This window comes from Bradyrhizobium sp. LA6.8 (assembly GCF_040547935.1).
Lineage (GTDB): Bacteria > Pseudomonadota > Alphaproteobacteria > Rhizobiales > Xanthobacteraceae > Bradyrhizobium > Bradyrhizobium barranii.
The window spans coordinates 669,342-684,362 of sequence record NZ_JBEPQQ010000004.1; the positions used below are offsets into that span (position 1 = coordinate 669,342).

Consider the following 15,021-nt stretch of genomic DNA (forward strand, 5'->3'; position numbering starts at 1 on the left):
GATGACTGGCATTGCCAGCCACCGCGGCCAGATCAACGCTTGTCCCAAGTCTGGAGCGGCACCAACACCGGATCGCCGGTCTTGAGGTTATCCGGCGCCACCACGACGAGTTTTCCATCCTGCCATTGCTGCGCGACCGGGAAGGAACGCTCGTTCTGCCCCTGCATCTCGCTACCCGGCTTGGCGAACTTGACGCCCCAGCCGAGCGAGGTGCCGCCGGCGGGAATGTCGAGCGCAAGCGCTGCCTCCTTCAGCTTGGCGGGATCCGTCACGCCTGCCGTGCGCAGCACCTTGTCGAGCAAAATGTAGGTGCCGACAAAGCCCTGGGTTCCGACGTAGGATGGCGCCTTGCCCTGACTAGCCTGGAAGCGCTTCTGAAACTCGGCGAGCAGCGTCCGCGCCTCCTCTGAGAGCGCCGCCGGATTGATCCCCGCCGACCCCTCGGTGTCGAAGATTCCATTAACGGCGCTCCCCAATCCTTCACCGAAGCTCGCCAGACCGTAAATGCCGCCGGTACCGATGAAAGCCCCGACATTAACGCCGAGCTGCTTCATCTGGCGCTGGATCAGCAGCGCGTCATTGGCATAGGACGAGGCGATGACGATGTCAGCGCCGCTCGCCTTCATGCGCAGCACGAGCGGGGCGAGATCGGTGGTCGTGGCTTTATATGGCAGACGCCCCGCGACCTTGAAGCCGAGGTCCTTGGCCTTTGTCTCGGCCGCGGTTGCAACAGAGGTACCGTAATCCGAATCTTCGTGAACGATGAGCACGGTGAGATCGGCAGGCTTCTTGCCAAGACGCGGCGCAATGGCGCTCGCGGCGAGACTGGCGGCAAGCTGCCCGTTCGAGCTCGCCGTGAACACGAGGCGGAAATAGCCGTTGAAACCGCGCTTGGTCAAACCGTCGGCGATGCCGCCGGTCTCCCAATACAATCCGCCGCGGCGTTCCACCACCTGGCTTGCTGCGTAAGACAGCCCGCTCGAATAAGTACCGGTTATGATCTGCAGATTCTCGAGCGAGGACAGGCGCTCGGCCTCCGACTGCGCCTTGTCCGGGGTCGACGCATCGCCCTGGACGAGTTCGACTTTCTTGCTGGCGATGCCGCCTTTCTCGTTGATCATGTCAACAGCGATACGCGCGCCATTGAGATTTTCATTACCGAGCAGCGCCAGGCCGCCTGTCAGGGGGTAGAGCGCCCCGATGCGCCACGTCTCTTGCGCGCCCGCGGACACGGTCGATGCGGCGAACACGAGAGCCGCCAATACGAGACGTTTCATTGTCTATCCCCCTTGCTGTGTTTCTGCAGTCTGGCGATGACGGTGGCCGCATCCGTCACGTCGGCGAATTGCCGATCCATGTCGAAGAGGCTGATCGCGTGCGAGATCGGCAACCGGTCGAACACCGCGTCGGCCGGAACGATCGCGCGGTAATTGTAGGAAGCGGCGTCGAAGACGGTAGCGCGCACGCAATTGCTGGTTGCACCGCCGAGCACGATCACGGTGTCGATATTGCGTTCGACCAGATAACCGAGCAGTGGCGTCCCGTGGAAACCACTCGGCTTCTTCTTCACGAAGACGATATCTCCTGGCTTGGGTCCGACCTCGGGCAGCAATTCAGCGCCCATCGTTCCGTCGATGCACCAGTCATCGCGCTCCTTCATGAAGGCGCGCTTGCGACCATAGACACCAATATCATTGCCGCTGGCGTCGAGGGCGAAGCGGGTCAGGAACACCGGAACGCCCGCCGCTCGTCCGGCATCCAGGATGGTCGCGATCCGATCGACCGCCGCCCATCCTATTTCACCGCAGGACGAGGGATAGCGCTCGTCGCGAATGCCGCGCTCGCCGACCATGTAGCGTTGCGCATCGATGACTACGATTGCGGGCCTCACGCCGAAACCCATCCGCTGTGCAAACCGCCCTCTCGCCAATACGGCGCGGTCGGCCTCACCCAAATAGCTATCCCAGATCTGCGTGCCGGTTGTGTTGTTCATCGGTCATCCTCGGAGGGTGCGTGGTGGGCGTGCCAATGCTCGGCGACATCAAGGCGCCTGCAGGCCCAAACGCGGTCATGCTTGAGGATGTGGTCGAGGACGTTCGCCAGAGCCCGCGCCCTTGCCGGCCGTCCCGTGATGCGCGGATGAAGGCCGATTGACATCAGCCCGGGCTTCTCGGCGCCTTCCCTGTAAAGCTGGTCGAAAGTCGACTTCAGATAGCCCTCAAAATCGTCGGGCGCCGAAAAGCCGGAGGGAGCCGCGAACTTTCCGTCATTGGCATCCATCGTGTAGGGCACGACAAGATGGTTCTTGCGCTCGACCTCGACCCAATAAGGCAGCTCGTCATTGTAGGCGTCCGAATCGTAGCGGAAGCCGCCCTCCTCGACGATAAGGCGGCGCGTATTCTCGCTCGGCCCGAAACGGCAATACCAGCCGAGCGGCCGCTTGCCGGTCGTGCGCTCGATAGAAGCAACCGCGCGCGCGATGCGCTCTCGCTCTTCCTCTTCGCTCAGGCGGAAATGCTCTTCCCAGCGCCAGCCATGACAACAGACATCGAAATTCGAAGCAGCGATGGCCTCCGCTACCTGCGGATTGCGTTCCAGCGCGACAGCACAGCCAAACACCGTTGCGGGCAACTGCCGTTCCTGGAATAGATCGAACAGCCGCCAGATTCCGACCCGGCTGCCATATTCGTACATGGTCTCGAACGCGAGGTCGCGCTGTCCGGCCGGCACCCGCCCGCCCGGGGCCTCGGCAAGGCCAAGCTCGGTACGACCGCTGCCGTCGGGAACGCTGTATTCCGACCCTTCTTCATAGTTGATCGCAAAATTCACGGCGATCCGGGCGTTGCCAGGCCAGCGCGGATCGGGGCGTTTTCGGCCGTAACCTACGAAATCACGCGGATGTTCGGAACTTGGCCGCCAGACGCCTGTCATGCTCTGTCCTCTCCCTGTGCAGGGAGCCGGCCTGCGGCCCGCAACTCATCAATGATCTCGTCGCGATCCTGGTCAATCCGTGCGCCGGTGCGACGGATAGCGCCGGGCGTGCGCGACATCACCGGGAAGACGTTCTGCATCCGCACCGGGCCGAGATCCTCGTCCGGTACCGAGACCACCGAGTTTCGCGCGATATATTGCTGATCGCCGAAGATTTGCTCAACATCATAGATTGGCGCAATCGCGGCCTCGACACGCTCAAAGGTCTCGAGGACTTGGGGCAGATCATGTTTGGCGATCCAGCCACCGACGATCCGATCTATCTCCTCGACATGCTTGATGCGGTCGAGGTTGGTCTGGAAGCGCGGATCATCCGCCGTACCCGGGCCCCCCGTCAGGTCGAGCACACGCTTGACGATACTGGGTGTCGCCGCCGAAAGCGCCACCCAGCGCCCCTCACGCGTACGATAGGCATTGCGCGGCGCATTGTTGACCGAACGATTTCCAGTGCGGTTCTGGATCACACCGAGCTGGTCGAAGATGATCGGTTGCGGTCCCAGCAAGGCAAAGATTGGTTCGTAAATGGCAAGATCAATATACTGGCCCTTGCCGCTGCCGCCGATGTCACGTTCGTAAATCGCGAACATCGCCGCAAAGCAGCCGTAATAGGCCGCAATGCCGTCGGCGAGCCCAAATGGCGGCAAAGTCGGCGGGCCATCGGGCTGGCCGGTTATATGGGCGAAGCCGGACATCGCCTCCGCCAGCGTGCCAAAGCCAGCGCGTCGGCTATACGGCCCGGTCTGGCCGAAGCCGGTCACCCGCACCATCACAAGCCGGGGATTGATCTTTGAGAGCACGTCCCAGCCAAGCCCCCAACCTTCAAGCGTTCCGGTTCGGAAATTCTCCACGAGAATATCCGCGTCGACGATCATCGCCTTGAAGATCTCGGCGTCCGCGGCGGTCTTCAAATCGAGCGCGATGCAACGCTTGTTGCGCCCAGTGGTCTTCCACCAGAGGCCGTGCCCTTCTTTTTTGGCGCCCATGTTCCGTAACGGATCGCCGCTCGGGTGCTCGATCTTGATGACGTCGGCCCCGAAATCGCCCATGAGCGTCGAGATGATCGGCCCCGCGAACAGCGTCGCGCAATCAATGACGCGCAAACCCTTCAGAGGGCCTGCGGCTGCAGGCATGGCGCGTTCGGTTTTCATCGTTTCAGGCATGGTGGGCCGCCCCTTCGACGATTCTCAGCACTGCGTGGGCCCGGTCGATAAATGGTCCATCGGCCATGACGCCATCGACCATGAACGCCCCGACCCCGCGCGCGAGCATCTCTTCGGCTTTGGCGACGATGCGCCGCGCATTTTCGATTTCCGCGGGGCGCGGAAAGAATACCGCGTTGGCGATGTCGATCTGACTGGGATGGATACAACTCTTTCCCGCAAGACCTAACGCGCGGCCGGCTTCAGCATCCATACGGAACGCTTCGCCATCCGCCACGCCGACGAATGCTCCGTCAAAGGCGTCGATACCGGCTTCGGCAGCGGCAAGCCGGACAGCCAGCCGCACCGGTGCCAGCGCAAGCGGACTACGCTCGACTCCAAGTGGTTCGAACAGATCGCCGAAGCCCAGCTGCAAGCCGATAACCCGCTCATGGGACAACGAGATCTCGGCCGCCACACGAAGGCCTCGCGCGGTTTCGATATTGGCGAGAATGCCAACGCGGCGGCCGATACCGTTTTCGCGCTCGAGCCGATCGAGGAGGCGCGCCGTCTCCAGGATCGTTTCGGCACTTTCGACCTTCGGAAGATTGACGATGTCGAGGCCGGGTCGCACGACCGCCTCAAGATCGTCGGCAAAGAAAGGCTCGCCCCAGGGATTGATGCGGACAATCACAACCTTTCCCGACGTTGTGCGACGTTCAAGCGCCCTCGCGACGTAGTCGCGCGCTTCGATCTTGCGGTCTTCCGCCACGGCATCTTCGAGATCAAACGAGATTGCATCGGCGGCCGATTGCCACGCTTTGTCGAACAACTCGGGACGGGAACCCGGTACGAAGAGCTTGCTTCGCATCGACGGGGAACGGGTAGCAGACATCGCCACGACCTACCTATGAGAGCGGGTTATACCTCGCCGTCCAGCGAGCCCCCGTTTTCGCGTTGGCTTTTCCGGAAAGCCGCTTCATTCCATCCTTAGATTGCTTGTTCGGCAAATATAATGTTGTTAGAGGGGCATTCCTGCAAGGAATGGCCTTAAACAACTAAAACGTGCAGCCATGGACCTTCGCAAGCTTCGATATTTTGTCGACGTCGTCGAGGCCAAAAGCATCAGCAAAGCGGCTGCGAGTCTTCACGTAGCCCAGCCTGCCTTGACCAAGAGCATCCAGTCGCTCGAACAAGAACTAGGTGCAGTGCTTTTGCAACGCTCGGCCAAGGGTGTTGCTATGACGGAAGCAGGGGCCAGGCTCTACGAGCACTGTCAGATTGTCTTTAAACAACTCGACCGGGCCCGGCACGATGTACGCAAATCGATCGAACGACCGTCGGGTGTAGTGACCGTCGGACTACCGCACAGCTTGATGACGGTGCTCGCCTTGCCTCTGTTGCAGCTCACTACGGCGCGTTATCCCGATGTTCGCCTGGAGCTGAAGCAAGAGCACACCCATTTGCTGGTTAACGATATCCGAGCGGGAAAGTTGGATTTCGCCGTAATGGCAGAACCGCGCTCAGCATCGGGCCTGCACTGCCAGCAACTTCTGAAAGAGGAGCTTCTTTTTGTCGGACCGACCTCAGCCGACCTGAGTGCCCGTCAGACCCATATCTCCTTCCTGGATGCTTCGGTGCACGAGTTTATCCTTCCGTCGGTCGGCAATGGCCTTCGCCATACGGCAGAAGGACATTTTCGCGCCCGCTCCCTGCCGCTCAACGTCAAACACGAAGTCGACGCCATCGCCCTGATCACGCAATGCGTACAAGCCGGGCTTGGCGTCTCGCTGCTGCCAGGCGGCTGCATTCGCATGGATGCCGACCAGGGCCGTATTCGGGCGATGCCCTTCGCGGAGGGGGGCTGCCATCGTACCATTGTGTTGTGCCAGGCGGCGGGAGCAGCCTTATCTCCAGCAGCGGCCACCGTGGTGGCAGTAGTGGAAGAGGCTGCCCAGGAATTGGTGACTGGCGGTCAGTGGCTTGGAGCTAGGTTGGCTTGAGGGCTTTTCGCGTTGCAAATGCGCATTCGACAGCCCGTCGCAATCTACGCCAACATGCGCGTGCGATCTGCCCTTTTGCCTTCGAAACATCGCTTTGTTCTCCGGCCCAGCTTCGCTGAGTTAGTCTGGATGAAAGCTCGAATTTGCACTGCCCCATGGTTACGATACCATCTCCTGCCGTTTTCTTGCGACCCGTCACTCCTTTGAAACCCGACAGGGATCGTCTAGACCTCTTTCGGCTTCAAGGTCGCTTTTGACCGACGATCCTTCCCTTATTCCGGGGCTGGCGAGTACGCTCGCGAGGGTGGCTTGAACACGTTGGAAGACTCCACCGTGCCCACCCGGTCCACACCCGAGCGAGATAGGAGCGTGGTCGGTCACGCAAAGTGATGGCCAGGAGCTCTTCGACGGATCTGCGCTAATAGTTGCCGGTCATCGGGTTTGCGACTCCGGGTCGATCACGACGAAGCAGGGATCCGCGCGTCGATCGGTGAGCGAGGTCTCAATACACAGAGACGTCTAGCAATCGACGTCCAGAGGCACCGCACCAGTTTCGTACCGGAAACGACGTCAACCAAACGTAACGAAAGCAATTGGACTTGAACAAAACGCGGGAGAATCACGAAGCTGACCTGCCGCTCATAACGGTCTGGTTGCAGGTTCGAGTCCTGCCGGGCCCACTAAGAATATCACTAGCTTACTTGCTCCTCGTTGCCCTCAACGACCGCACCAGAAACCGCACCAGATACGTCCACTTTTCGTTCGTGCAGAGAGCTCGTGAGAGTGTCAGGCAAGCTCGCCCACTGATGAGTAGATGAGACAGTCCATCGACGATCGTCGCCTTTCCGGCCGACGGAGAGGCCGACAGAAGCAGTCTCCGCCTCTGGCGATGACGTCGGCCATCTCCGGTAAAGCGGAAGTCAGCCATAACGCCATTCGTGTCCGCTAAGGGCCATTCGCGACATTCTAGCGGTGCGCCGACGAATTCCGGTCTACCTCGATAGGCAGACATAACGCATTCGTGAACCTCGCCACAGGGCGACCGCTGTCCTTGCGAATGAACACAAGGGACGGCAGGGGCGACCAACCCTACAGCGGGAAGACTTGCCACAGCGCCTGCCTCGGCTGCATGTTAGGACGTTCGAGGCAGCATTCCGTTCCGGGGAGGCGCGATATGCTGCAGTTGAAAGACAAGGTCGGACGGTTCGCGACGACAGGGCGCAGCTGCCAAAACTGGAAAAAGGATCAGGAGCTGGTCATTTCGCTGCTCAACAAGATCGCCATTTCCGACGGCGGCGCCGAGAACACGCTTAAACCACAGATGGTCGTGACCGGTTATGCCAGCGACGGCCTTTACAACTCGATTCTGTACTTCCAAAAGAAGAACTTTCCCGGCACGCCTGACGGCTATGTTCGGCCTGCCGGCCCGACATTCAGTCGGCTCGTTGAACTGTCGACGAAGGCGGCTGCCAAGCCCGCCCTGCCAAAGGGCCAATGGGACGCAATCGCGACTCCTTCCGTCGATGCTGCACTTCGCAAAGGCCTCATCGACGATTCAAAGCTGGACTACGCAGAGATCGTTGACATCATCCGGGCTACCGTCGCAGACGGCATGGTCACCGCATTCGAGCTGGACGACCTGACCACCATTGCGAACACCTCCAGAACGCTCTCCCCCACCTCGAAAAAGCTCATCACGCTCTTCGTCGGAGAAGAATACAAGGAGAAGCGCGGGATCGGACCGTACGACCTCAATTCCGACCAGAAAAAACTAGCCGCGGAAATGGTCTGCGATTTCCTGAAAAACACGAGGACGACGTTCTTTCCGAAGCTCGACCCACACCGCGTCGGCATAGGTATTCTCAGGCGCATTGCGAAGCCGAGCCTCATCAATCAAGATCAGGGAAGTCTGTGCGGGCCATCCGCCCTGATGTTCGGCTACGCGTCCGACAAGCCAGGGTCTTACGCGCGGTTCGCGATCGATCTCTATCAGAAGGGGCAGGCGAACCTTGGCCGCCTGCTGATCAAGCCGGGAAAGGATGTGAGGAACTTCACGCCACCTTGGTCGCTGGACCACGTCGATTGGCTGACATGCGCCTCCATACGCGATTCGGAGAACTGGTTCCTCGATTTCGACGACACAGGCAAGATCAGCGATCTTGCGGGTGTCACCCTGCCGAGCGAAATGGAGCAATGGTTTCGCAAGGCAGGATACCGGGACGTGCGGGAGAATACCAACATTTCGCGATACAACAAAGACATCGACGATGTAAACGAAGCCAACCGGCTGCTCGACAGCGGATATCGCGTATGTCTCTTCATAAGCGCCAATATGATCGACTATGACGACCAGTCCGATAAAGGCTCCGCGTTTACAATGCACTGGGTCGTGCTGCGCGAGAAGATACAAGTGATGAACGGGTACGTGAAGGCGAAGGTCTTCTCGTATGGCGATGGAGACTACGTGATACCGCATCCGCAGGAAAAAACCGGTGCCGTCAAGCCCCTCGCCGTTCGGGACTTTCTTATGAATTTTTATGGGTACGTGGCTGCCAAGGGGTGACCGGGGCCAGAAGCGCCGAAGGCATCATCATGCTGGTCACGCACGAGATGGCCTTCGTCCGATGTCTCGACCCTGCGTCGGCTTCATGAATGCCGGCATCATGGCCGAGGATCGGCACGCCCGAGGAAACCATCCGCCAGCCGCGCAGCGAAACGGCTGAAGGTTCTTGAGCCGGTTTCACGAGGCGCACCGAGGCTTGTACTCGCAGAACGCCCGGCAGTCAGGGCGCGTATGAGGTCCGCTGTGCCCCTGATAGCGGCGCAATAGCGGATCTCAGCAGAGGTCGGCTTTGGGTCAAAAGCTGACGGTGTCCGATTAAGAGACAGCGGTCTCCTGTCGCTCGATAAGCAGAAATGTAGCTTAGCCTCCAATCCCTTTTTCGCTATCGCTCAGACGCATCAGCGGGCGTTCGTCTCAAGCGCTGTGATAGCAAAGAACTTCCCGATCTGGATGCTTGCCCAGTATGAAGCCCCTTGCGACGAGGTATCGCCGCTTTGAGTTTATGGTGCGCTCGGAGGGCGTTCGCATTGCGGTGATTTCAACTGGTTACGTTGGAGAACAGCAAGCTTTGGTGCATTTCGCGCTTAAAAGTGCCCTTTGGCCCGGCCCTCTGAAAAGGAGCCCTGCCCTAAGCGAGGTCAGGCTGGCCCATCGGCCACAGTATCGCCGCAGGTTGAAGCGCGCTTTGTTCTACGCAGGATCGTTCTAGGCCTGCAGGGATCACGTCTCGCGACTGCGCGGGGCATCTCGCTCAAGGCGATACCCGCCCTGCAAGCGGTCGGGGGTTTCGAGTCGGGAGACGCTACCGCTTTTCCCCACATGGCCAAATCTGCGATACTTTCTCCGATCGTCCGCCTAAACTCGGAAATTGTCGAATGGTGGATTCAAATCAGCGTGGCAAGGTCTCGCGGTCGACGGTATTCGATAGAAACCGCGGCGGCCGGGACGCTTACACCGAATGAGATGAAGCCTATTTTCCAGACCTCGGACAGGCGTCTTCAAGCTAGACGCTTGCGAACCTCAGCGGTTACCTCAAAAGCGAGCAAGCAGAGGAGCGCAAGCTCACCGTCAGGCCAACTCCTCCGCAGCAGCCCTGATTCCAACGTAGATTTCATCGAGGTCCGGCTCCGTGACGCAATAGGGCGGCATCACATAGACCGTATTACCCAGCGGCCGCAGCAGCAGGTTTCGACGTTCAAAGAAGGCCTGAAGCTTCGGGCCGATGCTTGCGAGATAACCCACATCGCTCCCCTTCACATCAAGAGCGGTGATCGTCCCGATGCGGCGGACACTTCCAAAGCGTGCATCCGCCCGGAAGGGCGCAATAAGGCGTTCTTGCATTGCTGCGACTGACGCAACGCGCTCGCGCGCATCCTGCTGCCAAAGTTCGAGGTTCGCCCGGGCTGCTGCGCAAGCGACTGGGTTCGCTGTGTAAGAACTAGAATGGAAGAATGTTCGCGCACGATCGCTGGAATAGTGCGCATCGAAAATGTCGGCACGGCAAAGGGTTACCGCAAGCGGCAGTGATCCGCCGGTGAGACCCTTCGAATAGCAGGCGATATCCGGCGTGATGTCTGCCTGCTCGCACGCGAATAATGTGCCGGTCCGCCCCCAGCCGGTCATGACTTCATCGGCAATGAACAGGACTTCCGAGGCGTCGCAGATGTGCTTCATTTCCTTCAACACCCAGCCGGGATACATCAGCATACCACCAGCGCCCAGGATCAGCGGCTCGACGATGAACGCGGCCGCGGTTTCCGTCTCGCACGCAGCTTCGAGCGCATCGAGCGTCGCTTGCTCGTGACCCGCGCCGGGAAACGGGATTGACGTGACGTCGAACAGCAGCGGCTCGTAAGCCTTGTTGAAGACGCCGCGCGCCCCGACCGACATCGTCCCCACGGTGTCGCCGTGATAGGAATGCTGCATGACGATGATCCGCGTGCGCGGCACGCCGATATTGTGCCAGTAGCCGAGCGCCATCTTCATCGCCACTTCCACGCTGGCCGAGCCGGAGTCGGAGAAAAACACATACTCCAGCCCACGCGGCGCCAGCTTCAGGAGTTGCGCCGCAACCTCTTCGGCCGGATCGTGAGTATGGCCGGCAAAGATGATCTGGTTGAGCTGTTCCGCCTGGTTCTGAATCGCACGCACGATATGCGGATGGCAATGACCATGGGTCACGACCCACCACGATGAGATCGCATCGATGATCCGGCGGTCATCCGCGGTGTAGAGATAGGCGCCCTCCCCGCGCACGATCCTTGTCATCTGATCGTGCAGCGCGTGCTGGGTGAACGGGTGCCAGATTGGCGATTTCTGAAGTGACATCATGGGTTGAACTCGTCGCGCCGGAACGAGGCGTTGAAAGCTGTTTGCAGCGTGTCAGCAGCGAGCGGAGACAGCCAGGGCAACCGGCCCAACCGGCGTACTCGTCCCATTTCGCAGATGGCGCGCTCGCTCTCAGGATTGCCCTCGCCAATGAAGGCGATCCCGAGAAGATCGATCCGGCGCTTGCGCATTGCCTCGACCGACAACAACGAGTGATTGATGGTGCCGAGGGCCGTGCGAGCGCACAGCACGACCGGAAGCCGCCATCGCTCGAACATGTCGATAAAGAGCGTGTCGTCGTTCAGCGGCACCATCAGCCCACCGGCGCCCTCGATCACCAGCGGCCGGTTCAAAGTGTCGGGCACGTCGAGCGCGGCAGGATTGATGCGGACACCATCGATCGCGGCGGACTGATGCGGCGAAGCCGGCGTGCGAAGCCGGTAACGCTCGGGCACGATGCGATCGGCCGCGAGACCCGCAAGCCGCGCCACCAACTGCGCATCGGTCTCTTCCTCGAGGCCGGACTGAACCGGCTTCCAGTAGCTCGCGCCGAGGAAATCGGTGAGACCCGCGGAGAAGATGGTCTTTCCAATCCCGGTATCGGTTGCGGTCACCACGATCCGGCTGATCATCGCGACCAGCCCTTTGTCTCTTCGACGAGCGCGTCGAGCAGCGCGCGCACGTCGTCCTCGTCGACATTGAGGGTCAGCACAATCCGCAACCGCGCGGTGCCCGCCGGCACGGTCGGCGGGCGAATGCCTCCGACGTCGAAGCCGCGCGCACGCAGCACTGAGGCAAGCTGCATCGCGCGCGCATTGTCGCCGACGGTATAAGGCACGATCTGCGAACGCGACGGACTGTTCAAGCCGCGCAGATCGATCTCGCGATGCGTGAACGCAACCAGTTCTGCGAGGCGCTGCTGGCGCTCGGGCTCTTGCTGCAGGATCAGCAGCGCCTCGCGCACGGCGACGGCCACAACCGGCGACGGCGCGGTGGCGAAGATGAACGGGCGGCAGCGATTGACCATAAAATCGCGCAGCACGGCGGAAGTCGTCACCAGCGCGCCGGCGGCGCCCAGCGCCTTGCCGCAGGTGTGAACGACCACGAGATTGTCGCGCCCCTCATAGGGCGCCGTCAGCCCGCGGCCCTGTTCGCCGTAGACGCCGGTGCCGTGCGCCTCGTCCACCATCAGGAACGCGTCGTGCCGTTCGGCGATGGCGACGAGGTCGTCGAGCGGCGCGACGTCGCCGTCCATGCTGTAGACGCTTTCGACCACGATCCAGACCCGGCCCGTTCCGCCCTCGGCGCGCCAGGCGCGAATGGTGTCCTCGACTGATTGCGGATCATTGTGCGCACTGAACCGGAACGCGGCGCGGCCGGCCCGCGCGCCTTCATGGATGCTGGCGTGCACCAGCGAATCGAGCACGAGCAGATCGCCGCGCTGCGGCAGCGTCGTCAGCACGGCGAAGTTGGCGACATAGCCGCCGCCGAAGAACAGCGCGGTCTCGGCGCGGAAGAACGCTGCGGCCTCGGCCTCCAGCCGTTCGTGCTCCTCGCAATTGCCGCGCAACAGCCGCGACCCGCCGGCGCCGATCGGCGTGCCGGCTGCGAGCGCGGCCGAGACCGCGTGCTTGATGCGTAGCGCGTTCGCGAGCGCCAGATAGTCATTCGATACGAAATCGATGCCCGCGCGCGGCTTGAGGCCGCGCAGCCGATCGTCCTTGCTCAGGGCGTGCAAGGCCGCGGCGTAGTCGACGGCTTTCGCCGCCTGGATTACGCTCATGTTTCGCTCACAGGGTGGTGGTTCGTCGCGCGGCGAATGACGCCGCGCGCTCGCAGATGATTGCGGTCAGGCGAGGCGGGACGTGATGCCGAGCCGGTCGAGCAGATCGGCGTCGCGATCGCGCTGCGGGTTCTTGGTGGTCAGCAGCACATCGCCGATGAAGATCGAATTGGCGCCGGCGAGGAAGCACATCGCCTGCATTTCATCGGTCAAGTATTGCCGCCCGGCCGACAATCGCACCACGCTCTTCGGCATCATGATCCGCGCGGTGGCGACCAGCCGGACCAGCGCGATCGGATCGGGACGCTCGGCGGTGTCGTTGACCGGCACGCCCTTGACCTCGTTCCAGAGGTTGATCGGCACGCTCTCTGGATGACTGGGGAGATTGGCGAGCAGCATCAGCATGCCGAGCCGGTCCTCGACCTGTTCGCCCATGCCGATAATGCCGCCGCAGCAGACCTTGATGCCGGCGTCGCGCACATGCGCGAGCGTGTCGATGCGGTCCTGCAGGGTGCGGGTGGTGATGATCTTGTCGTAGAACTCGGGCGAGGTATCGACGTTGTGGTTGTAGAAATCGAGCCCAGCGTCAGAGAGGCGTCCGGCCTGGTCCGACGTCAGCATGCCGAGCGTGACGCACGTCTCCATGCCCAGCCCCTTTACGGCGCTGACCATGTCGCAGACCTGATCGAGATCGCGATCCTTGGGGCTGCGCCAGGCCGCGGCCATGCAGAAGCGGGTTGCGCCGGAGTCCTTGGCGCGCTGCGCGACCGCGACCACCTCGTCCCGCGGCATCAGGCGGGTGGCCTTCAGGCCGGTGTCGTAAAGTGCGCTCTGTGAGCAGTAACCGCAGTTTTCCGGACAGCCGCCGGTCTTGATGCTGAGCAGGCTCGCGGTTTCGACGTGGTTTGGATCGAAGTTGGCGCGATGAACTCCCTGCGCCTGAAACATCAGGTCCGCGAAGCGCAGCCCGTAGAGCGCCTGTGCCTCAGTCCGCTTCCAGTTCCTTCGCGGCGAGGAGCTGTCGAGCCTGTTGGGCCGTTCGATTTCCGTGACATCAATCATACAGATTGCTTTCCCTACAAATCATAGATAATGACACCATTTATCTATGATCAATGGTCTCCACTGGATGCTAGATATGTTTTGCCGAAAGCGCAGCCAGTTTTTTGATAGATAATCTATGATCAGTGACGGTGAAAACACGACAACTGCAAAGCGCATCGCCGAGTCGCTCGCGGAACGGATCATCAACGGCGAATTGCTGCCGGATGCACCGTTACGGCAGGATCATGTCGCGCGGGAATTCCATTCAAGCCACGTCCCGGTGCGCGAGGCGTTCCGGCAGTTGGAGGCTCAACATCTTGCCGTTGCAGTGCCCCGTCGCGGCGTGCGGGTCGCCCCGCTCGACACCAAGTCAATAAAAGAGATCGCCGAGATGCGTGCCGCGCTGGAGGTCGTCGCGTTGCGCAACGCCGCTCCCAGGTTCACATCGAACCATCTGGCGCGGGTTGAGCTTGCTCTGATTGAAGGCGACAATGCCGAAACTATTAAGGATTTTGAAATAGCCAATCGCGCCTTCCACCACGCGCTGGTGGCGCCGTGCGCGATGCCGCGGCTGCTTGGCAGCCTCGACGGCTTGCAGCTCGCAAATTCACGGTTGGTGTTCGCGATGGCGCGAAACGCGAGTTGGCGACCGCGGCCCAATCAGGATCATCGCCTGATTCTGCAAGCACTTCGTGCACGCAATATTGAACAGGCATGCAGCCTGCTCGCACGTCATATTCAAACGATTGAGCGTCTCACCCTGCCCACGCTATGATCTAAAGACCGCCCGCAAGCGAGTCACACCCCTCCGCCATGCCCTTACTGTTGACGCAGTTCTTTGTGCCGTCGCGACAGTACTTCGGGTCTGCCCGAAAGCATGCCGTGATTACGATTGCTCCGCCGCGGCGGAGAGTTCGGCCTCGTTCTGAAGGGCGGAGCATGAAGTTCTTGTAAAGAAGAATAAAAAGGAACGCCGCAACCGGATAGACCAGATTCAACGCAATCGTCGCCAACATGATTTCGCCGGACGCGTGAAAGAAAAGTGGTGCGAGCTCTAACTGCATGATCAAGCCAAAGCCAGCGCTGACTCCGCCGACCACTTCAATAGGCCGGCGAATCCGAGACCAGTCAGCTCAATCGTTGCGCGACGCCGTGTCGGACCGAACGCGC

General features: G+C 60.9%; 12 protein-coding genes. 3 read left to right on the forward strand and 9 right to left on the reverse strand.

Annotated features, from left to right (window positions below; translation table 11 throughout):
* Nucleotides 1-32: 32 nt before the first annotated feature.
* From ABIA90_RS23295 to ABIA90_RS23315, 5 genes are read right to left on the reverse strand one after another with little or no spacing between them, the layout of a single operon-like run.
* Nucleotides 33-1,277 (reverse strand): ABC transporter substrate-binding protein, encoded by a 1,245-nt coding sequence (locus ABIA90_RS23295; protein ID WP_071909853.1) that lies wholly within the window; start codon nt 1,275-1,277, stop codon nt 33-35.
* The gene (locus ABIA90_RS23300; protein WP_354122474.1) at nt 1,274-1,993 is read right to left on the reverse strand and encodes a cysteine hydrolase family protein; all 720 of its coding nucleotides are present in this window, start codon (nt 1,991-1,993) and stop codon (nt 1,274-1,276) included. The genes ABIA90_RS23295 and ABIA90_RS23300 overlap by 4 nt, the downstream gene beginning before the upstream one ends.
* Entirely contained in the window at nt 1,990-2,931 is a 942-nt protein-coding gene (locus ABIA90_RS23305) for an allantoinase PuuE (protein WP_071909851.1), read from the reverse strand. Before ABIA90_RS23305 ends, ABIA90_RS23300 begins: the two co-directional genes overlap by 4 nt.
* The gene (locus tag ABIA90_RS23310; RefSeq protein WP_085400549.1) at nt 2,928-4,151 is read right to left on the reverse strand and encodes a CaiB/BaiF CoA transferase family protein; all 1,224 of its coding nucleotides are present in this window, start codon (nt 4,149-4,151) and stop codon (nt 2,928-2,930) included. The genes ABIA90_RS23305 and ABIA90_RS23310 overlap by 4 nt, the downstream gene beginning before the upstream one ends.
* Nucleotides 4,144-5,025, reverse strand: coding sequence for an HpcH/HpaI aldolase/citrate lyase family protein (locus ABIA90_RS23315; protein ID WP_224517487.1), 882 nt, complete (start codon nt 5,023-5,025; stop codon nt 4,144-4,146). Before ABIA90_RS23315 ends, ABIA90_RS23310 begins: the two co-directional genes overlap by 8 nt.
* 178 nt (nt 5,026-5,203) lie before the next feature.
* On the opposite strand from ABIA90_RS23315, the gene ABIA90_RS23320 reads away from it, so the two are divergent.
* Together ABIA90_RS23320 and ABIA90_RS23325 are read left to right on the forward strand one after the other, a co-directional pair.
* Nucleotides 5,204-6,133 carry a LysR family transcriptional regulator gene (locus tag ABIA90_RS23320; RefSeq protein ID WP_354119269.1) on the forward strand — a complete coding sequence of 310 codons (930 nt, stop codon included), beginning with the start codon at nt 5,204-5,206 and terminating at the stop codon, nt 6,131-6,133.
* Nucleotides 6,134-7,307: 1,174 nt separating this feature from the next.
* On the forward strand, nt 7,308-8,696 hold the full coding sequence (locus ABIA90_RS23325; RefSeq protein ID WP_063984876.1) for a hypothetical protein: 1,389 nt from the start codon (nt 7,308-7,310) through the stop codon (nt 8,694-8,696).
* Between the two features lie 1,068 nt (nt 8,697-9,764).
* On the opposite strand, the gene ABIA90_RS23330 is transcribed toward ABIA90_RS23325, so the two are convergent.
* The 4 genes from ABIA90_RS23330 to bioB form a co-directional block, all read right to left on the reverse strand.
* Nucleotides 9,765-11,027 carry an adenosylmethionine--8-amino-7-oxononanoate transaminase gene (locus ABIA90_RS23330; protein WP_354119268.1) on the reverse strand — a complete coding sequence of 421 codons (1,263 nt, stop codon included), beginning with the start codon at nt 11,025-11,027 and terminating at the stop codon, nt 9,765-9,767.
* A complete protein-coding gene (gene bioD / locus ABIA90_RS23335) occupies nt 11,024-11,656 on the reverse strand; it encodes a dethiobiotin synthase (protein ID WP_354119267.1) in 633 nt (210 codons plus the stop codon). The genes ABIA90_RS23330 and bioD overlap by 4 nt, the downstream gene beginning before the upstream one ends.
* Nucleotides 11,653-12,807: an 8-amino-7-oxononanoate synthase gene (locus ABIA90_RS23340; protein WP_354119266.1), complete on the reverse strand. Its 1,155-nt coding sequence runs from the start codon at nt 12,805-12,807 to the stop codon at nt 11,653-11,655. The genes bioD and ABIA90_RS23340 overlap by 4 nt, the downstream gene beginning before the upstream one ends.
* 66 nt (nt 12,808-12,873) lie before the next feature.
* Nucleotides 12,874-13,869 carry a biotin synthase BioB gene (gene bioB, locus ABIA90_RS23345; protein ID WP_354119265.1) on the reverse strand — a complete coding sequence of 332 codons (996 nt, stop codon included), beginning with the start codon at nt 13,867-13,869 and terminating at the stop codon, nt 12,874-12,876.
* 118 nt (nt 13,870-13,987) lie between these two features.
* On the opposite strand from bioB, the gene ABIA90_RS23350 reads away from it, so the two are divergent.
* Nucleotides 13,988-14,626 (forward strand): GntR family transcriptional regulator, encoded by a 639-nt coding sequence (locus tag ABIA90_RS23350; protein ID WP_354119264.1) that lies wholly within the window; start codon nt 13,988-13,990, stop codon nt 14,624-14,626.
* Nucleotides 14,627-15,021: the final 395 nt, after the last annotated feature.